The organism is Sulfitobacter sp. F26169L (assembly GCF_026410285.1).
GTDB lineage: Bacteria > Pseudomonadota > Alphaproteobacteria > Rhodobacterales > Rhodobacteraceae > Sulfitobacter.
Map to the genome: position 1 here is coordinate 584107 of NZ_JAPMLP010000001.1, position 25829 is coordinate 609935.

The following is a 25829-nucleotide window of genomic DNA, read 5'->3' on the forward strand; positions in this document are numbered from 1 at the left end:
CTTGGTAAAGATTTAGGAGGAGCGTTTGCGTCGAGAAATCAGCCCCAGTCCCCCGAGACCTGCCAACAACAGCGGAAGACCTGCCGGAAGCGGTACAGGGTTAATTGGTGGAGGTGCCACGTCCTCAGTGATGCCAGCATACCGAACACTCGATTGAGAGTAGTTGTAGAACCCAAACGACCCGTCAGTAAACGCGCCACCATACGAAAGCTCTGTTGTGCCATTCACTTTTACTTCAATCAAAGTGGAGGTGAATATCAACTCAAACGAGTTCGTAACGTTGTTACCCCAACCTGTCGATCCCAGAGTCCCAGCGCGTTTCACTTCGTTGACGACACCGCTATGTCCCCAGAAATCCACTTCGCTAGCAGCGCCAACATTTCCTGTAACATGACTAAGCGACAAGCCTGCAAGACCATCTTGCCCACCAAATGGCTGATTGCCTTGCTTCCAGTCGATCAGCCAGAAATCGGCATTGGCGCTACTAAATTCACCATTGTTATATCCTAGAACGAAACCGATGTAATCGTCATCCGCAGTTGTCTCGACAGTGATATCACCAGCCAACGCCAACCCCTGATCATTCGAGCCAGGATTGAAGAACACAGATGGCCTGGAATTCACACTTTGAAATACAGAGTCGTTACTAACGCCCTGAACACCCCAGCTTGCCGCCGGACTACCATTGCCTTCTTCGGAGGTCCATCCAGACAAATCTACTGTTGCCGCGTGTGCAGCCACGGGAAGCAACAGTGATATAGTACAACCTAAAACAAGATTCTTCATAATATTTCTCCTCGCCTAAATAATAAGTATGAAGCTTAACACAACGGACATAAAATTAACACATTCGTTTTTCAGAGGGCACATCGCTTTTCCCGCCATGAGGGCGCAAATCTTATCTGACCTTGATCTAACCCGCGCAGAAAGGTGCGAACGTAAAGCCATTGACTGGCTCCAGCGATGCCCTTTGAACTTGTTCCGCGAATTTTCGAAAGCGGCTGTTGGCGCGACTGCAGCAAATGGCAGCTTCGTCCGCACTGCGGACATCAAATACGCATCGAAGATCTTGCTCAAAGTGTTCGCGGGTGTCGAAATTTTGTTGCTGAAAAATGGGTATCAGCACTTGTTTCGTACAAACTCAGAAAATCCAGGTGTCATTCCAGTTTTTAGGTAGCTGCCGAATAGAATTTCCAATCGTTGGCGGATTTTATGTGTCCGGAATTTATGAAGGCTGGGAATATACTGCTTACAGATCTGCACCCTTGCGCCTCCTATGAATGCTTGATCATAATAAATGATGGATATTCTGAAGATGGATGCGCTTGCCCAATCAGGCGCGCTTGAAAGTGGCGCGGTTAGCGCAGTTGAGCTGATGGAAGCCACGCTGGCGCGTATCGCGGCGGTTAACCCGCGTGTGAACGCCGTTGTCAGTCTGAGTGACGGGGATCGCTTGCTGGCGCAGGCACGCGCAGCCGATAACGCGCCGCGCAGTGGCTGGTTGCATGGAATGCCTATCGCGATCAAGGATTTGGCCAATGCGGCGGGTTTTCCAACCTCTCGCGGATCGCCGCTTTATGCGGGGCAGGTGGCGGAAGCGGATGATCAGATGGTTGCGCGTTTGCGTGCTGCCGGTGCGATTATCATCGGCAAGACAAATACCCCCGAATTCGGCCTCGGCTCGCATACGTTCAACCCTGTGCATGGCGCCACGCGCAATCCCTATGATGTCTCCCGTTCGGCGGGTGGGTCCTCCGGCGGCGCGGCTGCGGCCTTGGCGACGGGGATGTTGGCTGTGGCCGATGGCTCTGACATGATGGGCAGTCTGCGCAATCCGGCTGGATGGAACAACATTTACGGTATGCGGCCCTCGTGGGGCACCGTGCCTGCGGACCCCGAGGGCGATATGTTCATGCACCAGCTTGCCACATCCGGCCCGATGGCGCGCAGCCCTGCGGATCTGGCGGCATTGCTGGATGTGATGACAGGGATTGACCCGCGCCACCCGCTGAGCACGGACAGCCCCGCCACCTTGCCGCATATCGACCGCGCGCCGAAAAACCTGCGGATCGGCTGGCTGGGCGATTGGGATGGGGCGTTTCCCTATGAGGACGGAATTACGGGGATTTCGCAGGCAGCAATGGTGCAACTTGAAGAACTGGGCCACCGGACAGAGGCGTTGAATGCGCCTTTTGATGCGGACGCGATTTGGCAATCGTGGATCGATTTGCGGTCTTTCGCGGTGGCCGCGGGCCTGTCCGCAGATTACGCCGATGAGGCGCGGCGCGCCTGCCTGAAACCTGCCGCGCTTTGGGAGGTCGAACGCGGGTTTGCAATGAGTGCGCAGGAAGTGCAACGCGCCAGCAACATTCGGTCCGACTGGTTCCGCCGCGCGACCCGCCTGTTTGAAAGCCATGATGTGCTGGTTTTGCCGTCTGCCCAGCTTTGGCCATTTGATGTGAGTTGGACCAATCCGGTCGAAATCGCAGGGCAGGCGATGGACACCTATCACCGCTGGATGCAGGTTGTGGTGCCCGCCGGACTGATCGGTCTGCCGGTGGTGAACGTGCCTGTCGGCTTTGGCGCCAACGGATTGCCTGCGGGTATCCAACTGATCGGGCCGCGCGGCAGTGATGGCGCATTGCTCCAACTTGCGCAGCAATGGCATGGTGCAACACACTGGCCCCAACAACGGCCCCCGAAAGCATAGAGAACACGATGTACACTCCAAACCAACGTATTCACGGCGCCCCCGCCCTGCGCACACCAACCCCGCAATTGCTGCGCGCAGCCCTTGCAGCGGGCTGGCGGGACTATCGCGCGGCCCCTGCCTTTGGTCTGTTGGCCGCAGTATTATCCATTGTTGCCGGATGGGGGATGATCGCCCTTACGGCGTGGGCCGGTCATACTTTCTGGCTGGTGGTGGGGGTTTTCGGGTTTCCGCTGGCTGCGCCTTTTGCCGCCTTGGGCACCTATGAGGTATCGCGCCAGAGAGGATTGGGCGAAGTGCCGACAATCCGCCACGTGGCATCTGTTTTGTGGGCCGAACGTGCCGGCCAGCTACCACCGCTGAGCGCATTGATGATGTTTATGCTGCTGTTCTGGTTCTTTCTGGGGCACATGATATTTGCGCTGTTTCTGGGGCTGAAACCGATGACAAATATTATGTCCTCTGCCGAAGTTTTCCTAAGCGCGGATGGCCTGATGATGCTTGGCCTCGGCTCGATTGTCGGGGCGGGGTTTGCCACATTGCTGTTTTCCATCTGCGTTATCGGTCTGCCAATGCTGCTGGACCGCGAGGTTGATTACGTAACCGCCCTGATCACCAGCGTGGGCGTTGTGCAGGCAAATCCTGTGGTGATGCTGGGCTGGGCTGTGTTCATTGCGGTGATGTTGTTTCTTGCGATGTTACCTGCGTTCTTGGGGTTGGTGGTGGTTTTGCCGTGGTTGGGCCATGCGTCCTGGCATGTATACGCGGCGATGCGTATCGACTAATCAGCCAATTCGCGCCCATGGCGGACCAATCGTGCGCGCAATTGCTGTGCGCGGCTGTCGCCAGCTTCCAGCGCAAAAACCAGCGCATGGGTCAGAAAAAAACACGCGGCGTCCACGTCTTCTGCGTGATCGGCTGCCTGTGCATAAAGACCGATCAGCGCGGCGGTATCATTTGCCTCATGCGCTGCCAGCAGTTCTGCATGTAGCGCGTTCATTCAGCGGCAAGCGGCGCGCGGTAACGCTCCATCTGCGCGGCAACCCAATCGTGAAACATATGCGTCGGCCCGTCCATCGCCGGAGAGAACCGCCCCCCGTCAAAGCCGACCGCATGCCTGCCGCGCTGCATTCCCTCGACAACAAAAATATCTTCCTCGAACACTTCCTTCCATTGAACCGTGTTGCGCATCCGCAGGTTCGGATCGGTGTCGGCGTCGGCGTAATAGAGATGCACGTGCTCGACCGTGCGTTCGGGGCCGTGCGGGATGAGGATGATTGCAAAGGTATGATCGCGGTGCACACCCAGCAGTACATTCGGAAAGGCGCTGATGTATTCGGCGGCTGTGTCCCACTTGTCGCTTAGCCCGTCAAAATCAGGAAAGCAGTTGCCGTCCTCATCGCGCAGCTGGCGATAGACCAGCGTGCCCTGACCTGAAAAGCGGCCAACCTGTTCGATGTGATAATGATCCTCCAGCCGTGAATAACTGTTCAGGCCGGGGTGGATCCACGGCAAGTGATAGCTTTCGCAATAGTTCTCTACCGCCAGCTTCCAGTTGCAATTCACCTCCAGCTGGAACCGGCTGTCGGAGCCGCCGTGGTGCAACGGTTTGTCAAACTCTGACCAGCGTGCCAGCAGATCGGCATTCGCGTCCTCGAACGGGGCCGCATTGCCGGATATGTTGATCCAGACGACATCCATCCAGATATGGCTGCGCACTTCGATCAGGCCTAACAGGGCGCGGTCGATGCCTTCGTGGGTGTTGCGGCCCGGTCCGCCAACATGGGGCGTGCTGACCAGCTTGCCCTCGGTGCTGTAGCACCACGAATGATAGGGGCAGCGGATCGCGCCTTCGATCTTGCGCGGCTCGCTCACCAGTATCATGCCGCGATGGCGGCAGATGTTCTGAAATACCCGCACGTTGCCGCCGCGATCGCGTACCATCAGCAGCGGCATTCCAAGGAAGGTGAGGGGGACAGCATCACCGATTTCCGGCACATCGGCACCCACACCAAGACCTGCCCAGTTGTCTGACAGCACCGCCTTGCACTCTTCGTCAAATACGGCGGGATCAATGTAATGGGCGTTGGGCAGGCCATGGGCCGTCACAAGCGCGCGGCGGACGGGGCTAAGGTCTGTACGGTCCATCATGCTCTCCTGTCTTCTGTATCAGAAGCAGAATAGCATAATTCTATTGTTAATCCGGTCCCTGTTGCGACCCCGTTTGCCTGTGGGCGACATCCGTGGGCAGCGCGGCCCGACAGGGGGCCGCACCGTTGTTTATTTGCCGCGCGACAGCGCCGCAACGCCCGTGCGGGCAACATCCACAAGGCCCAGCGGGCGCATTAGATCAGCAAAAGCATCGATTTTTTCCGGCGCGCCGGTGATTTCGAACACAAAGCTTTCAAGTGTGCTGTCCACAACGTTTGCGCGGAAGATATCAGCAAGGCGCAGCGCCTCGACGCGTTTGTCACCGGTTCCGGCAACCTTGAACATCGCCAGCTCCCGCTCGACGCTTGCGCCTTCAACCGTCAGATCATGCACGTCGCGCACAGAAATGATGCGCCCGGTCTGTGCCTTGATCTGCTCGATCACCTGAGGTGTTCCGCGTGTGACAATGGTGATGCGGGACAGATGGCCGTCATGGTCCACCTCGGCCACGGTCAGGCTGTCGATGTTATAGCCACGGCCCGCAAACAGGCCGATCACCCGCGCCAGCACGCCCGGCTCGTTCTCGACCAGCAGGGCGAGGGTGTGACGTTCTTCCACGTCCGAGAAGTTGGGACGCAGGTTGTACGCCGAGTGGCTGTTGGCACCTTTTTTGATTTTCAGGGCTGACATGGGTGGGCCTTTCTATGGTCGGGCGCGTGCGGGGCACGCAGGGTCATTTAGGTTCGGATGTCCGGTAAGGACGGTTATTTCTTTTTCAGGCGGGCAATGGTTTCATCGATATGTTGCAGCATGGCTTTGTTGTCGACCTTCTTGCGAAATGCTTCCATCTGCCGGCGTTGTACCTCGTTGCGGCCACCCACCTCGCGGTAGGTGGCCTGTTTTTCGGCCTGCATCTCGCGCCGTTCGGCGGCGTTGTCACTGCCCCAGTGGCGCGGTTTGTGCCGGTGGGCGATGTTGATCTGGTCAGCGCTGTCTTCGAATTCATCCGCTTCGATGCGCAACGTCTGCTTGTCAGACCGGCGGACATTACGGTTCGCCATCGCCTTTATCCTTGGCGCATTCTTGCGTGAGGCTTTGTCAGAGCTGTTGGTGACGATTTTGCGCTGGCGACCGGTGTTCCGCGCCTTTTCTACAGCGGGATCGCGGTGCTTTTGAAAATCGTCAGCCATCGTCTTGCTCCTGCCGGTTACACCAGCACCTTGCCTTCGGCATCAATCGCGGTACTGGTATCAACCTCGCCCATGATCATGTCGTTATGCGCCTTGCCTGACGGGATCATCGGGAAGCAGTTTTCATGCTTTTCCACCAGACAGTCAAAGATCACCGGACCGTCGTGGTTGATCATTTCCATGATCGCATCATCCAGATCATCGGGATCGGAGCAGATGATACCCTTGGCGCCAAATGCCTCGGCCAGCTTTACAAAATCGGGCAGGCTTTCGGACCAGCTTGAGGAATACCGCTCGCCGTGCAGCAATTCCTGCCACTGGCGCACCATGCCCAGGCGTTCGTTGTTGAGGATGAACTGTTTGACGGGCAGACCGTATTGCATCGCCGTGCCCATTTCCTGCATGTTCATCAACCATGATGCTTCGCCGGCCACGTTGATCACCAGCGCGTCACTGTGCGCCATTTGAACCCCAATAGACGCAGGAAAGCCGTAGCCCATGGTGCCAAGGCCGCCAGATGTCATCCAGCGGTTCGGGTCTTCAAAGCCGAGGTATTGCGCCGCCCACATCTGGTGCTGGCCCACTTCGGTAGTGATATAGCGGTCGTACCCTTTGGTCAGCGCCTCAAGCCGCGTCAGCGCGTGCTGTGGTTTGATCACTTTGCCTTTCTGTTCGTACTTCAGGCAGTCCACGGCGCGCCATGCTTCTATCTTTTTCCACCATTTAGCCACCGCTTCGGAATTGGTTTTGCGGCCCCGTGATTTCCAGACTTTCAGCAGGTCTTCCAGAACATGGCCGACGTCGCCCATGATCGGGATATCAACGCGGATCACCTTGTTGATGGACGAAGGATCAATGTCGATATGCGCTTTCTTTGAATTCGGGCTGAATTTTTCCACAACACCTGTGATGCGGTCATCAAACCGCGCACCTATGTTGATCATCAGATCACAGTCATGCATCGCCATGTTGGCCTCATAAAGGCCGTGCATCCCCAACATGCCCAGCCATTTATCACCCGATGCCGGATAGCAGCCAAGCCCCATCAACGTGGAGGTGATTGGAAAGCCGGTCGCATCCACCAGCTCGCGCAAGAGCTGGCTGGCCGCAGGGCCGGAGTTAATCACGCCGCCGCCTGTATAGAATACCGGCTTTTTGGCGTTCTCGATGGCGTCGACCAGTTCGGTGATCGCTTCCATATCGCCTTTCAACTGCGGCTGGTAATGGGATTTAAGCGCTTGTTTCTGCGTGTAGGCGCCGCTCGCAAACTGTACGTCTTTCGGGATATCTACCAGAACGGGGCCGGGGCGGCCGCTGGTGGCGACGTGAAATGCCTCGTGGATTACACCTGACAGCTTGTCAGTCTCTTTCACCAGCCAGTTGTGCTTTGTACAGTGGCGGGTGATGCCAACCGTGTCAGCCTCCTGAAACGCGTCCGAACCGATCATGAATGTCGGCACCTGGCCCGTCAGAACGATGATCGGGATGCTGTCCATCAACGCATCCGTCAGACCCGTCACTGCGTTTGTCGCACCGGGCCCGGAGGTAACAAGCGCCACACCCGGTTTGCCGGTTGAGCGTGCATAACCTTCGGCGGCGTGCACAGCACCTTGTTCATGGCGTACCAGAATATGTTTGATATGGTTTTGCTGGAAAATCTCGTCGTAGATCGGTAGAACCGCGCCGCCCGGATACCCGAACACGGTATCGACACCCTGATCAATCAGGGCTTGAACGATCATTTTCGCTCCGGTCATCTGGCGTGTCATCAGTATAGTCCTTTTCGTTGGCGTCTTTTGCGTGTGCCCTATTCGGGCATTGGTGATCGTCTAAAGCATCATCCCCAAAATGGAAGCGGGCGCATAAAAAAACCCCCGATTGTGACGGGGGCGCATGGGTGAAGAACTGGTCTACCGTTACCGGCCCATGCGCGCTCTTTCCACAATGACGACTAGGTGCAACATGCACGATACTCCGTTACGTTGTTCGCAGACATTATGGGCGCATTTTGGGAGCGTCAACCGCCAATTTTCAGTATTTGTGTCTCTGGGGTGCGTAATTTTGAAATTTTATTGCGTAATATAAGCGGTGTTGCGACATTTTGGAAAAATCGGAGCGGGTTTTGGGCGGGTCTGCTTACAGATCGACACCCGTGCCCTGCAAAACGCCATGTTCCAGTGCATAGCGGGTCAGACCCGCGGTGCTGGAAATGCCCAGCTTTCGTTTGATGTTCTTGCGATGTGTTTCGACCGTGCGAACCGATATATCCAGCGCCAGCGCAACTTCCTTGTTGGATTGGCCCTGCGCCAGTTGCAAAAGGATCGTCTGTTCGCGCCCCGTCAGGGTTTCGCGCACACCGCCGCCTTTGGGCGTAAGCGAGCCTTGCGCGCCCGTACATAAGTACCGTTCGCCGCGCATGACCGTATCAATGGCCAGCTTGATTTCATCCGTCGGCACATCCTTGAGCAGGTATCCCATTGCCCCGTGATTGAGCGCGGAGGAGATATACTCGGGGCTGTCGTGCATCGACAAGATGACAATACGGGTGCCGGGACGCTGCTCCAGCACGATCTCTGTTGCGGACAGGCCGCCCATTTCGGGCATGTTCAAATCCATCAGAATGACATCGGGGTTCAGGGTATGAAGTTGGTCGATCATCGCGCGTGCGCCGGGCAGGGTGCCAACAACCTCTACATCATCATAGTTTTCCAGAATGCTCTGGATGCCTTCGGCAACCATCGGATGGTCATCGACAATGACAATACGCAGGGTCGGGGTCATGCGGCGGCCTTTCCGGTGTCGGATTTTGCGGTGTCGCTGCTGGCCGGATCAGGCGGCAGCATGTGGGTGAGGGGGGCGACCGCCTCGATATCAAGGCCCTTGCCATCAGCAGGGCGCATGATCAACCGTCCGCCCAGCTGCTCCATGCGTTCTTGCATGTTGCGCAGGCCCAACCCTTGCGGGCTCTCTCCCGCAGGCAGGCCGCAGCCGTTGTCGGTGATGCGCAAGGTGGCACCGTGGCGATGGCCGCGCAAATCAATGCTGACATGGGTTGCGCCTGAATGGCGCTCGATATTGGTCAGCGCCTCCTGAGCGATGCGGTAAAGTGCGATTTTTGCATCGTTGTCCAATCGGTTGCGAAAGACAGCGGTGGAATAGTTGATCTCTATTCCGGTACGCGCGCCGAATTCCTCGGCCAGCATACGCACGGCGGGACCAAGGCCAAGATCATCCAGAATTCCCGGACGCAGATCGCGGCTGATCCGGCGCACTTCCGTGATCGCCTCACCCAGCGATGCAATCCCCTTAGCCAGAGGCGCGCCCGCTTCGGGGTCCCCGCGATCCAGCTTGCGGCGCGCGTTGTCCAATGCGTATCGCACCCCGACAAGGATCTGGCTGATCCCGTCATGCAACTCGCGCGCGACACGGCCGCGCTCCTCTTCCTGCGCATCGAAAACCCGCTGCGTCAGCTTTTTCAGCTTGGCATCTGCCAGACGGCGCTCTCGCAGGTTCAGCCCCATGCCTGTGGCAAATACAATCAACAGGGCAATCAGGGCGATCACGCCAATATAGATAAACGTCCTCTGGACGCGGGCTTCGACATCGGCGCGCGAACTTGCGACCGTGGCCAGCACATCGTCGATAAAGACCCCTGTGCCCACCGCCCAGCGCCAGGACGGGAACGATGTCACATATGCGATCTTCTGCGCAGGTTCCCCTGTTGAGGGTTTAGGCCATGTATAGGTGTGATACCCTGCTCCATCGCGGGCGATCTGGATCAGGCGGTCCACCACCAGCGTGCCGCTTTCGTCGCGTTCACCGCGAAAGTTGCTGCCGATACGCTCTGTCTCGCGGGGGGACACAATTGCCGTACCATCATAGTAATAGACGAAAAACTGGCCTTCCTCGCCGTAGATCATAGCCGATAGAATTTGCGCGACGCGCTGTTTGGCCTCTTTGTCATCGGGCGCGGCGGAGCCGTAGATGAAATAAAATCCGTTGCGGGCCTGTGTAACGTAATTGCGCAGCTCTGCCTTCTTGGCTTCGATCAGCTGTGCCTCCAGAGCGTTTATTTCACGCTCTGCCAGTGCGCGGGACTGGGCAGCAACCACCAATGCAATCGCCGCAACTGCTACGATGAGCGGCACAGATGCCAGCAGCGTCAGTTTTTGCGCATAAGCGATGTGAAAGCGAAAGCGGCGGGTCATTTTGATTCGATACGCCGAATCCGCCGGTTGATCAAAGACTAAGCGCACTTGAATGATAAAATGTGGGGGCGAACTTTCTCCGGTACGCCCCATAATCACAGTTCACGCGTGCAAAAATATATCATAAAACCGGATATTTCGCACGTTTCTACGCAGTACTAGGTATTTTCATACATATCTCTCCCGCTAGTGTGGCGAATACTTGAAACGACCCGCGCGCTGTCTTTTGCGCTGGGGTCCAATAAAATCCGGGAGGATACCCATATGGATCGTCGTTCATTTTTGAAGACATCTGCTCTCGGCGGCACCGCCGCCGCTGCAACAACGCTTGCAGCTCCAGTTTATGCGCAAGGCAAAAAGACCCTGACAATGGTAACATCGTGGCCGCGCGGCTTTGCCGTTCTGGACGATGCAGCCACCTATCTGGAAAACATGGTTAACGAGATGTCCGACGGCACGTTGACCATCGACAAGAAAGCGCCCGGCGAATTGGTTGGCTCGCTTGAAGTATTTGATGCGGTATCATCCGGTCAGGCGGATATGTATCATTCCGCTGATTACTACTATATTAACCAACACCCCGCATTTGCCTACTACACTGCGGTTCCTTTTGGCGGCACGGCCCAAGAGCTGACAAACTGGTATCTGCACGGGGGCGGCCATCAACTGCACACCGAACTGGGCGAAATTTTCAACCTCAAATCCTTCCTCGCAGGTAACTCCGGTTCACAATCCGGTGGTTGGTTCCGCAACGAAATCAACTCGGCAGCCGATTTCAACGGTCTGAAGTTCCGTATGCCGGGTCTGGGTGGCAAGGTGCTGGGCAAACTGGGCGCATCAGTGCAGAACATCCCAGGTGGTGAACTGTATCAGGCATTGTCATCCGGCGCATTGGACGGTCTGGAGTGGGTTGGTCCCTTCGCGGACGAGCGCGCAGGCTTTCAGGAAGTTGCGAAGGTTTACTATACTGCCGGTTTCCACGAGCCGGGTTCGGGCCTCTCGGCTGCCCTTAACCTTGATGTGTTCAACGAGTTGTCACCGGCGCACCAGAAGATCATCGAATATGCTGCGATGGCCACAACCCACACCCAATTGGCCGAAACACTGGCCAACAACGGCGCAGCGTTGAGCCGCCTGCAACAGCAGGGCGTGAAAACCATGCAGTTCTCTGATGATGTGTGGGATGCGTTCGGCAAAGCCTCTGCCGAAGTTATGGACGAAAACATGGGCGATGAACTGTTTGCAAAAACACGCGAAAGCTTTGAAGTATCGCTGACATCATCTGCCGAATGGCTGTCCAAGTCCGACGCATTCTACGTCGAGCAGCGCGAGCGCGTACGCAAAAGCATGTAAGCGATACCAAACCGAACGGGGGCTGCGCATTTGCGTGGTCCCCGTCTTAACGTACGGATGCGCCGGATCACCAAGCGCATATAGCCGCGATAAACGGTGAGACAATAACACCGCAGCGCAACCCGTGGGAGGGGAAACATGGCCGACGAAATTTCATGTTCGGGATTTTTCCGTGCAGCCGAGGGCGCAAAGCTCGGCTGTCTCGACAAGTTCCAAGAGGGCGGTTTCATCCAGTTCGTTCTGGGCAATGTATTGGAAGCTTTCTACAATTTCTTTGCGGCCCTGCTGAGTCCCGGCATGTGGCTGAACTGGTCCGATCCACAGGCGATGATGCGCTTTATCTATTACGGGGCATCGGTCGAGCTGTTTTTCGTGCTGGCAACGTTGCTGGTGATCGTGACAGCAATAGGCATGCGCAAGCGCGCGTTAATGTGGGCCATGGTGCGCGGCCTTGAGGGGTTTGCCAATGGCATGGGCCGCCTTTTTGCGTGGGCAGGTTTGATTATGGTGATCCAGCAGATCATCATCGTATTTATGCAACGTATCTTTACGCGGCCCGACATCTCCATCGGTTTTGGTATTCCGCTGCAATTCGACATCAGTTGGTACGCCGAAGAGTTGAAGTTATTCAATGCGTTGGTAGTCTGTCTTTGTGTTAGCTACACCTTTGTGCAAGGCGGTCACGTGCGGGTTGATTTGTTCTACGCAGGTGCGAAATTCCGGACCAAAAAGATTGTTGATATGTTCGGCGCGGTATTTTTCATGATGCCGTTTGCAATTGTAACGTGGATGTACGGCTGGTTTTTCCTGTGGCGCCACATGGTCACGCCAAATCCGTCAGCTTCTGACCGCCTTGATTTGCTGTTGCGCAAAGCCCGGTTGCTGAAATGGAACGTCGAAACCATCGGATTTTCGCCAAACGGATTCAACGGCTACATCCTGTTCAAAATCTTGCTCTGCATGTTCTGCATCATGGTCATGCTTCAGGCGATTGCAGTGTTCTACCGCTCGTGGTGCGAGCTGCGCGAAGGACCGGACAGCGAAGGTAAATACCTCGACAAGGATACCCTTGGCGACGGCGAAGAAGCCTATGAGGGCACACACTAATTTAAGGAATACCAGAAATGTTTTTTGGTCTGGACGGGGTCGAAGTAGGCCTGATCATCGTGTTCGTGTGTCTCTTCGGCGGCATTTTGTCGGGTTTTCCGGTGGCGTTCGCCATCGGCGGCGCGGGGATCATATCATTCGGGATCATTGCGGCAATGAACAGTGCCGGTCTGTTGATCCATCAGGCAATTGACGAGTCATCGGAGGCGTATCGCGCGCTGGTAAACTCTGGGATAAGTGCAGATACGGTCTCGTTATTCCGATACCCCGATTTGCCCAGAATTGCCGAACCTGTATTCCCGTTAGGGTGGGAAGTGGCGATGGACCGCAACGTTTCGTTTATTGTGAACCGCATGAACGAGCGTGTACTGGCAGGCCAGTCCATCGAGACACTGTTGGCGGTGCTTATGTTTGTTCTGATGGGCATCACGTTGGAGCGCTCGAAAATTGCGAATGATCTACTGACAACCATGGCGCGGGTGTTTGGGCCGCTGCCTGGCGGATTGGCGGTTTCGATTGTGGTTGTTGGCGCGTTTCTGGCTGCATCTACCGGGATTGTGGGGGCCACGGTGGTCACCATGGGATTGCTCGCGCTGCCGACAATGCTGCGCAACGGCTATTCCCCCGAGATCGCAACAGGTGTAATCGCAGCGTCCGGCACATTGGGACAGATCATTCCGCCCTCTATTGTGATCGTTCTGTTGGGGACGTTGGCGGGTGATCTTTATTCTTCTGCCCAAGAGGCGCGGGCAACCGAGCTTGGTTGTACGGATGCGCTGACCTATCTGGGGGAGCCTGCAGTTGTCTCTGTGGGGACATTGTTTCAGGCGGCTCTTTTGCCGGGGATCATGCTGGCGCTACTGTATGCGCTTTATGCGTTTGCCTATGCATTGAAAAATCCCGACAAGGCGCCGGCGGTTCCTATGGGTCCTACAAATGCCGAGCCGGTAACACGCTCCGAAGCGTTCACATGGTTTGCAGGCGCACCTGTGTTGATCATCGTCGGTACTATTTTTCTGGGTAACTTGGGGATTGTCGGTTCGCAAAATACACGGGTGTCGAGCTTTTCCGATATCGGTGAAAGTGCCACGTTGCGCACCAATGTCGGTGAGCAGTGTAAAGCCGCGATGATTGATCTGCACGGACAGGAGCGCTGGGATCTGGCGATTTCCCAGCAGCAGGCAATTGAGGACGCCGGTGGTCTGGCCATCAGTGAAAAGCTGAACGAAGAAGAGTTTGCAGCCGCCCAAGCTGCCAAGATCGAAAATGCGGCCCCAATCGGGACAGGCATTGCGATTTTGATGATCCTGCTCAGCATTATCCTGACAACTGCGCGTGGCGTTTCGCCTTCGGCTGATCCCAAACCGCTGATAATCGGCGGCATCGGTGTGGTGCTGTTACTGCTGGTCGATATTGTGCTGGTGTCACCGACCACGTCACCGGGGACAATGGTTGTGCTGATGGCGCTGCCGTTTGCGGCAGTGATGTACGGCGTCGTTTACGGCACCAAACTCTGCGCTAAAAACGAACTGATCCGCGTGGTGTTCCCGCCGCTTGTATTGATTGTTGCCGTGCTTGGTTCAATCCTTGGCGGTATTACCAACCCGACACCGGCTGCGGCATTGGGGGCAGGTGGTGCGCTGATGCTGGCGGCCTATCGCAAGCTGACGGATCTGGACCGATCCCCCAAGGTGATCATCTGGTCCACGCTGGCGATCATCATTTGCATCCTTGTTGGTGTGAATTTCGACCTGCGGATCAATCAGGACGATGTGGGTTTCGAGAACTGGGTGGCATTTTTTGTGGCCTATGGCGCGTATCTCTATGCCATTTTCGGGCTGTTGTTCAGTTGCTGGATCTTGTTTGCCAACGGTGTGCTGACACCTGTGGTGCGCGAAACGGCAAAGGTGACATCGATGGTGTTCACGATCCTGATCGGTTCGCAGTTGCTGAACCTTGTCGTTATCAGTTTCGGCGGCGAACACTACATCCAGCAGTTCCTGAAATCCTTCGATAACGAACTGACAGTCTTCCTGATTGTGATGTTGGTGTTGTTCGTTCTTGGCTTTGTTCTGGATTTTCTTGAGATCATCTACATCGTCGTCCCGATTGTAGGGCCGGTAATCTACGGTGGATCGTTTGATCCCAAATGGGTGACAATTATGATTGCGGTGAACCTGCAAACATCGTTCCTGACGCCGCCGTTTGGATTTGCGCTGTTCTATCTGCGCGGCGTTGCACCGGCGAGCGTGACGACACAACACATCTACCGCGGGATTATTCCCTTTGTGTTGATACAGGTTGGCGCGCTTGCGATCCTGTGGTTCTTCCCTGCGATTGTCACGATCATCCCCGACTTGATCCCGTAACCACTGCAAATGAAGTACTCATAAAGGAGGGCGTCCCGTAGGGCGCCCTTTTTTGTTAACATTATGTTGGCAGATGGTTGTAGAATTTATCCTAACGCATAGGCGAGGCTGCCCGGCACAGCATGTGGAACTAGCTCAATCGATACTATTGCGTCGAAGCGGCAAGATAGTATGAAATTACGCGATTGTAGCAGGACGCAGATCTTAGCCGCGTTTCGGGGCGAGATCGGGCAGGGAAATGTTGGCGACCTGTTCGGCGATCGGATCATTGTTCAGGGGATGTTGATCAAGTTCAAATCTTTCGGGATCACGCATTGGATGCCAGGAACCACCCATGAATACCTCGAGGCCCGAAAATTTGGCCTTGTAGCCCATCTTGCGGCTGCCGGGCACCCAGTAACCAAGGTAAACATAGGGCAGGCCCGCGTTGCGGGCAATTTGGATATGGTCGAGAATAATGAAATTACCCAAGCCATCACTGGTTCGGTCGGGTGAATAGAATGAATATACCATGCTCACCCCGTCGCCCAACACATCCGTCAGGCAAACGCCGATCAATTCGCCGGTATCGGCATCGGTGTACTCTATGACGCGGGTGCGGATCGGGGTTTCTTCGATCATGGCCGCAAATTCGAACACGTCCATATCGGCCATGCCACCGTCCGCATGGCGGCTGTCAAGGTAACGGCGGAACAGATCATATTGATCTTCGGTGGCCCAAGGCGAAGTGGCGCGGCGCACCAGTGAAGCGTTGCGCCGGAGTGTGCGGCGCTGGCTTTTGCTGGGTTTGAAACGGGCAACGTCAATACGCGCGGACAGGCAAGAGGAACATTCTGCGCAAGAGGGGCGGTAGAGCACGTTCTGGCTGCGCCGGAAGCCTTGCGCTGACAAGCTGTCATTCAGTTTTTCGGAGTTTTCGCCTTGCAACGCTGTGAACAACTTACGCTCCATCCGGTCCTCAAGATAGGGGCAGGGCTGCGGCGCAGTGACATAAAATTGCGGAACGATCGGGAGAGAATGACGCATGAAACAGTCCGGTTGGTTCAAAAGTTACGATAGCGCGTGTAAGAAGTGGGTCAAACCCTAAACCGCAAACTTCGTAAAGCACGCGGGTGCTGCCGTTACGTCATACCGCGCGCCGGTTCAGCGCCACAGTACCCAGCGCCATATCCGTCAGACCTTGGCGGCGGTCGGTGCTGAGCATCAGGACAACCGACACCAGTTGCAGTGGCGCCATTGCGATGGAGAATGAATACCCCAAGGTGTGCAGAAACGCCGTTGGCAAGTCAAAGCGCTGATCATCACGGGTGCGAAGTTCAATCGCCATAAGCTGCATTCCCCAAGTCGCCGAGCCGCGCGAAAGGGTAACTACACGGTAGGCGAAGCTGAGAACCATGAACAGGAACGGCAGGAAAAACAGCCCGATAAACGCGGTAAACGGGATGACCACCATCGTAAGCACTGCGATAATCACCACATCAACAACCCACGCCAAGAGGCGCTTGGTCGGGATGCCATCGTAAAATTGTGGCTGTAGGTCTGGATCAGGTGTCATTGCGGTCTTTCAGTGGTTACGGATTAACGCCTCCCCGAAGTGGGGAGGCGTCTGTGTGCTTTCAACCCGTCGGGCGGATTAGTCGTCTGTCTTGTCTTCATTGCGCGCGGCGCGCTCGTCCATGAAAGCGTCAAATTCGGACTTGTCCTTGGAGGCGCGCAGCCGTTCAAGGAAGCTCTCAAAGTTTTCCTGCTCTTCTTCCAGGCGGCGAAGGGTATCGGCCTTGTAGGCGTCAAATGCGGAGTTGCCTGTGGGGCGGCCCATGGCCATGCTGCGTTGCATTTTACGACCGCAACTGCGGGAAGATGATGAAAACATGCGTTTGCTCCAGATCATATAAGCCAGCAGGGCAAGGCCGACAGGCCAGAAAAAGATAAACCCGATTACCATCGCGGCAATCCATGCGCCCTTGCCGCGCGCATCAAGCCAGTTTTCCGAGCGGGTGAAGATGTTTTCACGGCGTCCGGTCCGGGACGGGTAGGTGTCAGTCATTGTTGTCATTTTAGTCCCCTAAGGTAGCGGCGTGCGGCCACCGGTCTTGGGGCGCTTCGCCGGAGAAAGGACAGTAATGTAAATGCCTTTCACATCACTCAATTTGGCAATGCTACGGAAATATACAATAGGGAATGTAAAGGTTATTTACATTTTTTATATAAGATATTTGTTATCAGTGGGTTGCGGTGCAATATTTTATAGTCGGAAATCATTGACGCGCCGCTGAACAGGCGCAACTGTGGGGTATGAATGATATTTCCCTCGCAAAACAGCTTACCCGCTGCCCCCGCGCCGATACCTCTGTGGATGTCGATATTCCGCTTGATCGTTTTGATAGCGAATTGCACCCGTTGCTGACAGGATGTGCGACACTGGCGCCGTATCTTGCCGCATTGATCACTAAAGAGGCGGACTGGCTGGTAGAGGCAGTCGAAGCGCCGCAGAGAGCGCTGGCAGATATTCTGGCGGCGCCAAAGAGTTTGCAGGCGGATACGCTTAACACGGGTTTACGGCAGGGAAAACGGCGCGTGGCATTGCTTGGCGCGTTGGCGGATCTGGGGGGTGCATGGTCGCTGGAACAGGTCACTGGCGCGCTGACCGATTATGCGGATGCGGCCACCCAAGCGGCCTTGCGGGTGGCTGTGGCGGCGCAGATAAAACGCGGTAAACTGCCCGGTCTGCGCGAGGAAGACGCCGTAACAGGTGGCGGCATGACGGTGCTGGCCATGGGTAAGATGGGTGCGGGGGAGCTGAACTACTCCTCCGATATCGACCTGATCTGTCTGTTCGACGAAACCTGCTATGAAGTGGATGATTTTCAGGAAGCGCGCGCAGGGCTGATTAAGGCCACCCGCGCAATGGCCGCCAGCCTGAGCGAAATTACCGGCGACGGTTACGTCTTCCGCACCGATCTGCGGCTGCGGCCCGATCCTGCAGTCACGCCTGTCTGTGTCGGGCTTGTCGCGGCAGAGCGGTATTATGAAAGCCTTGGCCGTACGTGGGAGCGTGCCGCCTATATAAAGGCGCGCCCTTGCGCTGGTGACATCGCCGTGGGCGAGACGTTTTTGCAAACCTTGCGCCCGTTTGTGTGGCGCAGGCATCTGGACTTTGCCGCGATTCAGGATGCCCACGACATGCGTCTTGCCATCCGCGAGCACAAGGGATTGGGCGGCTCGATCACCTTGCCCGGCCATGATATGAAGCTGGGCCGCGGGGGGATCCGGGAGATCGAGTTTTTCACACAGACGCGCCAGTTGATTGCAGGCGGGCGCGACCCTGATCTGCGGGTGCGCGGCACCAAAGATGGCTTGGCGGTGCTGACGGCGAAAGGCTGGGTGCCGAAAGATGCAGCCGGCGCGCTGAGCGAGCACTACACCTTCCACCGCACTGTCGAGCATCGCCTGCAGATGGTGCGTGATGCGCAGACCCACACCTTGCCGCAATCCCCTAAGGGAATGGCGCGGATCGCTGCGCTGATGGATATGGATGTAGCGGCACTTGAAGGCGAATTGCATACGCGATTAAGCGCGGTTCACGAAATCACCGAAGGTTTTTTTGCCGAAACCCGTGTTACGCCGCAGGTCGAGGTATCGCACGAGTTTGACACATCTGTAACGGATGCTTGGCACAGCTATCCTGCGCTGCGGTCTGAACGGGGAGCGAAGCTGTTCCAAAAGCTCAAGCCTGAATTGCTTGCCCGTCTGGAGCAGGCAGACAAGCCCGATGAGGCGCTGCTGGCCTTTGACGGTTTCCTGTCGGGCTTGCCTGCGGGGGTGCAGCTGTTTTCACTTTTGAAGGCCAATCCGCAGCTGGCTGATCTTTTGATTAACATTGTCTCTGTCTCGCCGATGCTGGCAGCGCATCTGTCGCGCAATGCGGCAGTTTTGGACGCGGTGATCGGGGGGGATTTCTTTGCCAAGTGGCCGGGGCAGGACGCGCTGGCAGAGGCACTGGCCGACCGACTGGCTGCAAGTGACGACTATGAGACCCAGCTGGACGGCACGCGCGCTTGGGCGCGGGAATGGCACTTTCGCATCGGTGTGCATCATCTGCGCGGCCTGACAGATGGCGCGGGCGCCGCCGAGCAATACAGTGATCTGGCGCGTGCGGTGCTGCGTGCCCTTTGGCCCGTTGTTATAGCAGAGATATCGCGCCGCAATGGTCCGCCACCGGGTAAGGGCGCGGTGATTGTCGGGATGGGATCGCTCGGGGCGGGGCGGCTGACGGCGCAATCCGATCTGGATATGATTGTGATTTACGATGCGGACGGTGTCGATGCGTCGGACGGGCCGCGCCCGTTGCCCGCGCGGCAGTATTATGCGCGTCTGACCCAGGCGATGATCACCGCGATGAGCGCACCCATGGCGCAGGGCCGCCTGTACGAGCTGGACCTGCGGCTGCGCCCGTCCGGTAACAAAGGGCCGGTTGCGACCTCGCTGGATGCCTTTGCCAGTTACCAGAAAGAAGAGGCGTGGGTGTGGGAGCATCTGGCATTAACCCGCGCCGAAGTGGTTGCGGGACCGCAGGACTTGGCCGAGGCCGTCGAGGCGCTGCGCGCCGAGATACTGCAAAAACCGCGTGATCTGGCGGATGTCTGTACCCAGACGGCGCAAATGCGCGCACGAATCGCTGCTGCGAAATCATCCGAAGGGATACTGGATTCCAAAATCGGGGCGGGGAGGTTGCAGGATATCGAACTTTTTGCACAGGCCGGCACCCTGATCGGCGGTGTTGTGGCGCGGGATATTCCCGCTGGGCTCGCTGCGGCGCGCGCTGCCGGATTGCTGGACGCCAAGGGAGAGCAGATACTGACAGACGCTTATGCGCGCCTGTGGGCGTTGCAATCGGCGACGCGGCTTCTGTCGTCGCGGCCGCTGGACCTTGGCGCATTGCGCCTTGCCACCCGCCGCTTTCTGCTTCACGCAATGGACCTACCATCAGAAAACGACACCACGGTCGATCTGGAGGCGCAATTGACGCAGACCTATGCAGCCGCCGACGCAACGATCAGCGCAGCACTTGCGCCCTACGCAAACGGAGGTTCCTGATGCGCAAAGCAACTCCCGATGATCCCAAAGGCTTGATCTTTGAGGCTTACCGGATCGAAGGTATTACCAAAGCGGAATGCCGCTCGATTTTTCTGGACTGGGCGCTGAGCCTCAGCACGGATCGTGACACGCACAAAGCGATGCGCAGCCTGCTGGAACTGCACGGTCAGGATAGGTCGCACCCGATGTCCGAAGTACTGGGCGAGGGGTTGCACACCATCGCGACGCCGCGCCGCCGCGGGGGGTGGCGTAGCCGCAAGCGGGATTAAAAAGCACTGAATCAGATTCCCTTACGGCATCTGCTCGGCGCGAATACCTCCAATTTGCACCAAGTCGGGCGCGAATTTGTCTCAAAGCTGCCTCATTCAGCGGTCAAACCAGAATTGTAACAAGTTCTAGGTTCTTTGACCTGAGGAGACAGAAATGAAATTGATGAAACTTGCATGTGCACTGAGCATCGGCGCGATACTTAGTGCCTGTGGTGCCTCCGATATCGTTAGCCGTGATGCCCCGTTTGAAGCGCAACGCCAGGGCGCGGTGTCGTTTTCGCAAAATGACGTTACGTCTGTCGCCCAAACTGAAATCACCCGCAAGGTGCGAACGGTTTCCGCAAAGCAGCAGCCGCCGCGCACCATCCTTCCCGAAGCGATCCTTCGCCAGATCAACGTCGCCCGCATTAACGTCAGCGTGCCTACATCGTTGAAAGTGTCCGAAGCGAACCGCTATTACCCCCACGGGGATATCGTCTGGCGCGAAGACCCGCTGGGCAACCGTCACGCGCAGGTGTCCAAGATCATGCATGATGCGATGACCGCAGGCACAGCAGGCTTTCAGGGTCCGGTGCCGGTTATTCTGGATATCGAAGTCGTGCGTTTTCATGCGCTGAGCGAAAAGGCCCGTTACACTGTTGGCGGCGACCACCATATCGTTTTCAAGATGGTGTTGCGTGATGCAAATACAGGCCAGTTCCTGTCGGAACCCCGCAAGATCACGACTGACCTCGAGGCATTCGGCGGCCAGCAGGCAATCAACGCCGAAGCGCGTGGCTTGACCCAAAAAGTACGTATTTCCGGCCACTTGGCCGAAGTTATCCGTCAGCAAATGACAGAACCGGACGGATATAAGAACGCCTCATTCGGCTTCTACCAGATGGTGAACAGAATCTAGGCTTTCCCTTATCAGCGGAAACCACTAGGGAAGGGCGCTATGACAGCGCCCTTTCCCACATCCGCCCCGCTTCCCGTTGTTCGCCTTATGCCAAAGGCCAACGCGCGCGCCATTCGTCATGGTGCGCCTTGGGTTTATGCAAACGAACTGGTCACAGACCGCCGCACAAAGGCGCTAGCCCCCGGCTCCATGGCGGTGCTGGAAGACAGCCTTCGCCAGCCCTTGGGGGTGGTGACGGTGAACACCAACTCCAAAATCATCGCACGCATGATGGATTCCGATCCCGAAGCAGTGATCGACCAGTCGTGGATTGCGGCCCATTTGCGCCGTGCGCTGGCCCTGCGCGAGCGGATGTATGACGCGCCGTTCTATCGCCTTGTCCACGCCGAAGCTGACGGGCTGCCCGGCGTAATCATCGACCGTTTCGGCGATACCTGTGTGATCCAGCCGAACGCGGCATGGTCGGATGCGATGATCGAACCGCTGAGCGCCGCGTTGATCGAGGTAACAGGTGTGCGCAATGTGCTGAAAAACGCCAGCGGGCGCACCCGCAGCCTTGAAGGGCTGGACGATGCAAGCGGTGTTCTGGCAGGCAGCGCGCCGGATGCGGCTGTGCCTGTCCAAATGAACGGGGCAACCTATATGGCCGATCTGACAGGCGGTCAGAAAACCGGCATCTTCTATGACCAGCGGCCCAATCACGCCTTTGCGGCTTCCCTGTCGCGCGGTGCGCGGGTGCTGGATGTGTTTGCTCACGTCGGTGGCTTCGGCCTTGCCGCTGTTGCGGCGGGTGCATCCTCGGCACTGTGTGTTGACGGGTCGGCGCCCGCATTGGCGCTGGCGGATCAAGGCGCGCAAGCAATGGGCGTTTCCGACCGTGTAACCACCCGTCAGGGCGATGCGTTTGATGTGTTGACAGCATTGCGGGCGGAAGGGGCTGAATTTGATGTGATCATTTGTGATCCACCGGCATTCGCCCCTGCAAAACCTGCGCTTGAGGCCGGATTGCGCGCTTACGAGCGCATCGCACGCCTGGCCGCGCCGCTGGTGGCCGAAGGTGGTGTTCTCGGGTTGTGCTCGTGCTCTCACGCGGCGGATTTGACCGCGTTTCGCGGCGCATCCGTGCGCGGTATCGGGCGTGCAGGGCGGCGGCCATCGTTGATCCACACGGGCTTTGCCGGTGCCGATCATCCGCAGTTGCCGCAACTGGCTGAAACAGGCTATCTCAAATCCTTGTTTTTCCACCTGTAAATCTATGAAAATGCTGCTGGATGCCTGCGTGATCTATCCCACCGTCATGCGGGAGATGCTGCTGGGTGTCGCGCACAAGGGGGCCTACACCCCCCTGTGGTCCGCGCGCATACTGGAGGAATGGGCGCTGGCGGCGCGCAAGCTTGGCCCCCAAGGCGAGGCAATCGCGCGTGGTGAAATTACCATGTTGCAAGCCGCGTTTCCCAAAGCCCAAGTTACACCGCACGCGGGTCTTGAAGCGCGGCTGTGGTTGCCCGATGTGAACGATATCCATGTTCTTGCAGCCGCAGTACACGGCAATGCCGACGGGATTATCACCATGAATGCTAAGGATTTTCCGCGCGGTATCCTGGCCGAAGAAGGATTGAGCCGGAACGATCCCGATGCATTTCTGCTTGGCCATTTCCACGCCGCGCCAGAGGTGGTGGGCAAAGTTGCCGATGCTGTGTTGACAGAAGCGCGGCGGCTGTCGGGTGAGGACTGGACCTTACGGGCGTTGATGAAAAAGGCGCGCCTGCCAAGGTTGGGCAAAGCGCTTGCTGCGGGTTAAAGCATTGCATCAAAATCGACGTGTAACATGTTGATCTAATTATCCCATCTGATCTGCATCTTGTTCAACGCTGCAATCCGGTCTACGGTTTTCGGGTGGCTCATCAGCCATGCCGGCGCGCGGCCATTGTTTGATTTTGTCAGCGCGTCCAGTTTCTCGAACAACGATATCTGCGGCCCGATCCCGATGCCTGCCTTGGTCAACAAGGCCGCTGCGTAGGCGTCTGCCTCGAATTCGTCCACGCGCGATAGTTTCGCTGCCAGAAGGCTGGTCAGCATATTTGCAATCCATACTCCGATGCCCGGAATAATGCGGCTCAGCACCATGCCCAAGGCCGCGCGCATTGCGTTCTGGCCAGAAAAATCAATCATGCGGCGGCGGGAATGTCCGAGAGCCACATGACCCAACTCATGCGCGATCACACTTGCCAGCTCTTCGGCAGTAACTTCGCCGGCACGGAATTTGTTGTAGAAACCGCGGGTGATAAAGATACGCCCGTCAGGTGCGGCCAGGCCGTTTACCGGTTCGATCTCGTAAATGTGGACATTGATGCGGGGGATATCCAATGCCTTGGCCATCTGTTTGCTCATCGCAACCAGTTTGGGGTCTGCCAGCACGCTGGATTGGTCATCCAGTTCCTTTGCGGTGCGATAGACCGAGAACCGGTACATGACCAGCCCGTAGAGCACGGCAAGTAGGATCGGGATTACTTTTATCATACCTCTAATATGGCGGGGAAACCGCCACGTACAAGGTGTTTGTCATGCCTGCGTTGATGGGTAGCAGAGGGGGTGTAACCCCTCTGCAGACGTTTACACCAGCTTGGCGTCCATCGTGATTTCTGCAGTCATCAATTTGGAAATCGGGCAGTTCGCTTTGGCTGCGTTTGTCGCCTCTTCAAACTGCTCCTGCGATGCGTCGGGGATTTTCGCCGTCACATCCAGATGGATGAGTGTCACCGAAAAACCGCCATCCTTCTGTTCAAGATGAACCGTTGCTTTGGTGTCAATGCTGTCGGCAACCAGATCGTGATCCTCAAGGATCATCGAAAGCGCCATAGAAAAGCAAGACGCGTGCGCCGCACCTATCAGTTCCTCGGGGTTGGTGCCCGCGCCGTCCTCGAAGCGGGTATTAAATCCGTAGGGTTGTTCTTTCAGTACGCCGGTTTCGGTTGAAACGGTGCCTTTGCCCTTCTTGAGATTACCTTCCCAGTGGGCGGAGCCTGATTTTTTGATGGTCATGGAATGTCCTTTCATCTTTTAATGATCAAAGACCCAACACCGCGCGCCGCCGGATGTTCCCTGTCCTCCTGCGTCAGCGCGTCAGCGTCTTCATCCCCCGGCTCAATCCTTCCAGCGTCATTGGCACCATGGCCTCTTTCCCGAAGATCTCCTGAATCATGGTGATCGACTGGGTATAGGGCCAATATTTTTCGGGAATCGGATTGATCCACAGATTTGATTTCCACTGTTCGCGCGCGCGGTTCAGCCACACCGATCCGGCCTCGGGGTTCCAATGTTCGTTTGCGCCCCCCGGGTAGGCGATTTCATAGGGCGACATTGACGCGTCCCCGACAAAGATGCAGCGGTAATCAGGACCGTAGGTGCGCAGGATTTCGTGCGTGGGGGTCTGTGCATCCCAGCGGCGGCGATTATCACGCCAGACGCCCTCGTAAAGGCAGTTATGGAAGTAAAAGTACTCCATATGTTTGAATTCGGATCGCGCAGCGCTGAAAAGCTCTTCCACCACCTTGATATGCGGGTCCATGGAGCCGCCGACATCAAGAAACAACAACACTTTTACCGCATTGCGCCGCTCGGGGCGGGTTTTGACATCCAGATAGCCTTGCTCGGCGGTGGACCGGATGGTGCCGTTGAGGTCGAGTTCCTCATTCGCGCCGTCCCGCGCCCAGTGGCGCAGACGTTTAAGCGCGACCTTGATGTTTCGGGTCCCCAACTCGACCGAGTCGTCGAGATTGCGAAACTCTCGCTTGTCCCAGACCTTGACCGCGCGGCCGTGGCGGCCCTCTTTCTGGCCGGCGCGCACGCCTTCGGGGTTGTAGCCATACGCACCGAAAGGTGAGGTGCCGCCGGTGCCCATCCACTTGTTTCCGCCCTCATGGCGGCCCTTTTGCTCTTTCAGCCGCTCCTTGAGCGTCTCCATCAACTTTTCAAAGCCGCCCAAGGCTTCGATCTCGGCTTTTTCTTCCTCGCTCAGATGCTTTTCCGACATTTTGCGCAGCCACTCTTCGGGAATGTCCACAGCCTCAAGAACGGCTTCGGCCGAAATACTCTCAAGACCGGAGAAGGCGGCAGCAAAGGCGCGATCGAATTTATCTATGTTACGTTCGTCCTTCACCATCGAGATACGGGCGAGGTAGTAAAATGCCTCGACATCGTAGGTCGCAAGTCCAGCGGACATGCCATCCAGAAACGCAAGGAATTCCCGCATTGAAACGGGAACCTTATGCGCGCGAAGCTGTTCAAAGAAGGGAAGAAACATCAGCTGGCCATCCTATCGATGATGACCGTAAGAAACATACCCACAATGATAAATGCCAGCGCGTAGCCTACTGCGTACTGGGCAATATCCTTGCGGTTGCCGCGGCGTTTACGGGCGGTAAAGCCCCCGATCAATGCGCCGATTATCGCCAACCCGATTACTATCATAGTCCCG

25 protein-coding genes are annotated in these 25829 nt (G+C 56.8%); 10 read left to right on the plus strand and 15 right to left on the minus strand.

Annotated features, from left to right (window positions below; translation table 11 throughout):
* Positions 1 to 12: 12 nt before the first annotated feature.
* On the minus strand, positions 13 to 786 hold the full coding sequence (locus tag OS189_RS02780) for a VPLPA-CTERM sorting domain-containing protein (RefSeq protein ID WP_267165746.1): 774 nt from the start codon (positions 784 to 786) through the stop codon (positions 13 to 15).
* A 514-nt stretch (positions 787 to 1300) separates the two neighbouring features.
* Between OS189_RS02780 and OS189_RS02785 the strand changes: the two genes are divergently transcribed.
* Both OS189_RS02785 and OS189_RS02790 read left to right on the plus strand, forming a co-directional pair.
* Positions 1301 to 2710: an amidase gene (locus OS189_RS02785; protein ID WP_267165747.1), complete on the plus strand. Its 1410-nt coding sequence runs from the start codon at positions 1301 to 1303 to the stop codon at positions 2708 to 2710.
* An 8-nt stretch (positions 2711 to 2718) separates the two neighbouring features.
* Entirely contained in the window at positions 2719 to 3495 is a 777-nt protein-coding gene (locus OS189_RS02790; RefSeq protein WP_267165748.1) for a DUF2189 domain-containing protein, read from the plus strand.
* Here OS189_RS02790 and OS189_RS02795 read toward each other — a convergent pair.
* The 7 genes from OS189_RS02795 to OS189_RS02825 form a co-directional block, all read right to left on the minus strand.
* The gene (locus OS189_RS02795) at positions 3492 to 3710 is read right to left on the minus strand and encodes a hypothetical protein (protein ID WP_267165749.1); all 219 of its coding nucleotides are present in this window, start codon (positions 3708 to 3710) and stop codon (positions 3492 to 3494) included. The genes OS189_RS02790 and OS189_RS02795 overlap by 4 nt on opposite strands.
* The gene (locus OS189_RS02800; protein ID WP_416237439.1) at positions 3707 to 4858 is read right to left on the minus strand and encodes an aromatic ring-hydroxylating oxygenase subunit alpha; all 1152 of its coding nucleotides are present in this window, start codon (positions 4856 to 4858) and stop codon (positions 3707 to 3709) included. The genes OS189_RS02795 and OS189_RS02800 overlap by 4 nt, the downstream gene beginning before the upstream one ends.
* Before the next feature lie 132 nt (positions 4859 to 4990).
* Positions 4991 to 5551, minus strand: coding sequence for an acetolactate synthase small subunit (gene ilvN / locus OS189_RS02805; protein ID WP_267165751.1), 561 nt, complete (start codon positions 5549 to 5551; stop codon positions 4991 to 4993).
* Positions 5552 to 5625: 74 nt separating this feature from the next.
* Positions 5626 to 6051 carry a hypothetical protein gene (locus tag OS189_RS02810; RefSeq protein ID WP_267165752.1) on the minus strand — a complete coding sequence of 142 codons (426 nt, stop codon included), beginning with the start codon at positions 6049 to 6051 and terminating at the stop codon, positions 5626 to 5628.
* 17 nt (positions 6052 to 6068) lie between these two features.
* Complete coding sequence (locus OS189_RS02815) at positions 6069 to 7820, minus strand: acetolactate synthase 3 large subunit (RefSeq protein WP_267165753.1); 1752 nt, start codon at positions 7818 to 7820, stop codon at positions 6069 to 6071.
* Positions 7821 to 8187: 367 nt separating this feature from the next.
* Entirely contained in the window at positions 8188 to 8832 is a 645-nt protein-coding gene (locus OS189_RS02820; RefSeq protein ID WP_267165754.1) for a response regulator transcription factor, read from the minus strand.
* Complete coding sequence (locus OS189_RS02825; RefSeq protein WP_267165755.1) at positions 8829 to 10259, minus strand: cache domain-containing protein; 1431 nt, start codon at positions 10257 to 10259, stop codon at positions 8829 to 8831. Before OS189_RS02825 ends, OS189_RS02820 begins: the two co-directional genes overlap by 4 nt.
* Positions 10260 to 10523: 264 nt before the next feature.
* On the opposite strand from OS189_RS02825, the gene OS189_RS02830 reads away from it, so the two are divergent.
* The 3 genes from OS189_RS02830 (at position 10524) to OS189_RS02840 (ending at position 15088) form a co-directional block, all read left to right on the plus strand.
* On the plus strand, positions 10524 to 11612 hold the full coding sequence (locus OS189_RS02830; RefSeq protein WP_267165756.1) for a TRAP transporter substrate-binding protein: 1089 nt from the start codon (positions 10524 to 10526) through the stop codon (positions 11610 to 11612).
* Between the two features lie 138 nt (positions 11613 to 11750).
* A complete protein-coding gene (locus OS189_RS02835; RefSeq protein WP_267165757.1) occupies positions 11751 to 12719 on the plus strand; it encodes a TRAP transporter small permease subunit in 969 nt (322 codons plus the stop codon).
* Between the two features lie 17 nt (positions 12720 to 12736).
* Entirely contained in the window at positions 12737 to 15088 is a 2352-nt protein-coding gene (locus tag OS189_RS02840) for a TRAP transporter large permease (protein WP_267165758.1), read from the plus strand.
* Positions 15089 to 15292: 204 nt separating this feature from the next.
* Here the strand turns inward: OS189_RS02840 and OS189_RS02845 are convergent, their stop codons facing one another.
* From OS189_RS02845 to OS189_RS02855, 3 genes are all read right to left on the minus strand, one after another.
* Entirely contained in the window at positions 15293 to 16114 is an 822-nt protein-coding gene (locus OS189_RS02845; RefSeq protein WP_267165759.1) for an arginyltransferase, read from the minus strand.
* 100 nt (positions 16115 to 16214) lie between these two features.
* Entirely contained in the window at positions 16215 to 16643 is a 429-nt protein-coding gene (locus OS189_RS02850; protein ID WP_267165760.1) for an RDD family protein, read from the minus strand.
* Positions 16644 to 16721: 78 nt separating this feature from the next.
* The gene (locus tag OS189_RS02855) at positions 16722 to 17144 is read right to left on the minus strand and encodes a DUF2852 domain-containing protein (protein ID WP_267165761.1); all 423 of its coding nucleotides are present in this window, start codon (positions 17142 to 17144) and stop codon (positions 16722 to 16724) included.
* Between the two features lie 239 nt (positions 17145 to 17383).
* On the opposite strand from OS189_RS02855, the gene glnE reads away from it, so the two are divergent.
* From glnE to OS189_RS02880, 5 genes are all read left to right on the plus strand, one after another.
* Entirely contained in the window at positions 17384 to 20185 is a 2802-nt protein-coding gene (gene glnE / locus OS189_RS02860; protein ID WP_267165762.1) for a bifunctional [glutamate--ammonia ligase]-adenylyl-L-tyrosine phosphorylase/[glutamate--ammonia-ligase] adenylyltransferase, read from the plus strand.
* Positions 20185 to 20454, plus strand: coding sequence for a hypothetical protein (locus OS189_RS02865; protein ID WP_267165763.1), 270 nt, complete (start codon positions 20185 to 20187; stop codon positions 20452 to 20454). The genes glnE and OS189_RS02865 overlap by 1 nt, the downstream gene beginning before the upstream one ends.
* A 154-nt stretch (positions 20455 to 20608) precedes the next feature.
* Complete coding sequence (locus OS189_RS02870; protein ID WP_267165764.1) at positions 20609 to 21352, plus strand: DUF6778 family protein; 744 nt, start codon at positions 20609 to 20611, stop codon at positions 21350 to 21352.
* Positions 21353 to 21391: 39 nt separating this feature from the next.
* The gene (locus tag OS189_RS02875) at positions 21392 to 22603 is read left to right on the plus strand and encodes an RSP_2647 family RNA methyltransferase (RefSeq protein ID WP_267165765.1); all 1212 of its coding nucleotides are present in this window, start codon (positions 21392 to 21394) and stop codon (positions 22601 to 22603) included.
* Positions 22604 to 22607: 4 nt separating this feature from the next.
* Positions 22608 to 23153 carry an RSP_2648 family PIN domain-containing protein gene (locus OS189_RS02880; protein ID WP_267165766.1) on the plus strand — a complete coding sequence of 182 codons (546 nt, stop codon included), beginning with the start codon at positions 22608 to 22610 and terminating at the stop codon, positions 23151 to 23153.
* Positions 23154 to 23188: 35 nt separating this feature from the next.
* Here OS189_RS02880 and OS189_RS02885 read toward each other — a convergent pair whose 3' ends face one another.
* The 4 genes from OS189_RS02885 to OS189_RS02900 form a co-directional block, all read right to left on the minus strand.
* Positions 23189 to 23872: a M48 family metallopeptidase gene (locus OS189_RS02885; protein WP_267165767.1), complete on the minus strand. Its 684-nt coding sequence runs from the start codon at positions 23870 to 23872 to the stop codon at positions 23189 to 23191.
* 93 nt (positions 23873 to 23965) lie between these two features.
* Positions 23966 to 24394, minus strand: a complete 429-nt coding sequence (locus OS189_RS02890; RefSeq protein ID WP_267165768.1) for an OsmC family protein — start codon at positions 24392 to 24394, stop codon at positions 23966 to 23968.
* A 73-nt stretch (positions 24395 to 24467) separates the two neighbouring features.
* The gene (locus tag OS189_RS02895) at positions 24468 to 25655 is read right to left on the minus strand and encodes a vWA domain-containing protein (protein ID WP_267165769.1); all 1188 of its coding nucleotides are present in this window, start codon (positions 25653 to 25655) and stop codon (positions 24468 to 24470) included.
* A complete protein-coding gene (locus OS189_RS02900) occupies positions 25655 to 25822 on the minus strand; it encodes an apolipoprotein acyltransferase (protein ID WP_267165770.1) in 168 nt (55 codons plus the stop codon). Before OS189_RS02900 ends, OS189_RS02895 begins: the two co-directional genes overlap by 1 nt.
* Positions 25823 to 25829 lie beyond the last annotated feature (7 nt).

Excerpts from the sequence above, each read along its gene's own strand:
- OS189_RS02900 (WP_267165770.1), bottom strand. The coding sequence starts at position 25,822 with ATGATAGTAATCGGGTTGGCGATAATCGGCGCATTGATCGGGGGCTTT.
- ilvN (WP_267165751.1), bottom strand. The coding sequence starts at position 5,551 with ATGTCAGCCCTGAAAATCAAAAAAGGTGCCAACAGCCACTCGGCGTAC.
- OS189_RS02870 (WP_267165764.1), top strand. The coding sequence starts at position 20,609 with ATGAAATTGATGAAACTTGCATGTGCACTGAGCATCGGCGCGATACTT.
- OS189_RS02820 (WP_267165754.1), bottom strand. The coding sequence starts at position 8,832 with ATGACCCCGACCCTGCGTATTGTCATTGTCGATGACCATCCGATGGTT.
- OS189_RS02890 (WP_267165768.1), bottom strand. The coding sequence starts at position 24,394 with ATGACCATCAAAAAATCAGGCTCCGCCCACTGGGAAGGTAATCTCAAG.
- OS189_RS02790 (WP_267165748.1), top strand. The coding sequence starts at position 2,719 with ATGTACACTCCAAACCAACGTATTCACGGCGCCCCCGCCCTGCGCACA.
- OS189_RS02855 (WP_267165761.1), bottom strand. The coding sequence starts at position 17,144 with ATGACAACAATGACTGACACCTACCCGTCCCGGACCGGACGCCGTGAA.
- OS189_RS02785 (WP_267165747.1), top strand. The coding sequence starts at position 1,301 with ATGGATATTCTGAAGATGGATGCGCTTGCCCAATCAGGCGCGCTTGAA.
- glnE (WP_267165762.1), top strand. The coding sequence starts at position 17,384 with ATGAATGATATTTCCCTCGCAAAACAGCTTACCCGCTGCCCCCGCGCC.
- OS189_RS02840 (WP_267165758.1), top strand. The coding sequence starts at position 12,737 with ATGTTTTTTGGTCTGGACGGGGTCGAAGTAGGCCTGATCATCGTGTTC.
- OS189_RS02825 (WP_267165755.1), bottom strand. The coding sequence starts at position 10,259 with ATGACCCGCCGCTTTCGCTTTCACATCGCTTATGCGCAAAAACTGACG.
- OS189_RS02875 (WP_267165765.1), top strand. The coding sequence starts at position 21,392 with ATGACAGCGCCCTTTCCCACATCCGCCCCGCTTCCCGTTGTTCGCCTT.
- OS189_RS02880 (WP_267165766.1), top strand. The coding sequence starts at position 22,608 with ATGAAAATGCTGCTGGATGCCTGCGTGATCTATCCCACCGTCATGCGG.
- OS189_RS02835 (WP_267165757.1), top strand. The coding sequence starts at position 11,751 with ATGGCCGACGAAATTTCATGTTCGGGATTTTTCCGTGCAGCCGAGGGC.
- OS189_RS02865 (WP_267165763.1), top strand. The coding sequence starts at position 20,185 with ATGCGCAAAGCAACTCCCGATGATCCCAAAGGCTTGATCTTTGAGGCT.
- OS189_RS02795 (WP_267165749.1), bottom strand. The coding sequence starts at position 3,710 with ATGAACGCGCTACATGCAGAACTGCTGGCAGCGCATGAGGCAAATGAT.
- OS189_RS02830 (WP_267165756.1), top strand. The coding sequence starts at position 10,524 with ATGGATCGTCGTTCATTTTTGAAGACATCTGCTCTCGGCGGCACCGCC.
- OS189_RS02885 (WP_267165767.1), bottom strand. The coding sequence starts at position 23,872 with ATGATAAAAGTAATCCCGATCCTACTTGCCGTGCTCTACGGGCTGGTC.
- OS189_RS02895 (WP_267165769.1), bottom strand. The coding sequence starts at position 25,655 with ATGTTTCTTCCCTTCTTTGAACAGCTTCGCGCGCATAAGGTTCCCGTT.
- OS189_RS02815 (WP_267165753.1), bottom strand. The coding sequence starts at position 7,820 with ATGACACGCCAGATGACCGGAGCGAAAATGATCGTTCAAGCCCTGATT.
- OS189_RS02800 (WP_416237439.1), bottom strand. The coding sequence starts at position 4,858 with ATGGACCGTACAGACCTTAGCCCCGTCCGCCGCGCGCTTGTGACGGCC.
- OS189_RS02845 (WP_267165759.1), bottom strand. The coding sequence starts at position 16,114 with ATGCGTCATTCTCTCCCGATCGTTCCGCAATTTTATGTCACTGCGCCG.
- OS189_RS02850 (WP_267165760.1), bottom strand. The coding sequence starts at position 16,643 with ATGACACCTGATCCAGACCTACAGCCACAATTTTACGATGGCATCCCG.
- OS189_RS02810 (WP_267165752.1), bottom strand. The coding sequence starts at position 6,051 with ATGGCTGACGATTTTCAAAAGCACCGCGATCCCGCTGTAGAAAAGGCG.
- OS189_RS02780 (WP_267165746.1), bottom strand. The coding sequence starts at position 786 with ATGAAGAATCTTGTTTTAGGTTGTACTATATCACTGTTGCTTCCCGTG.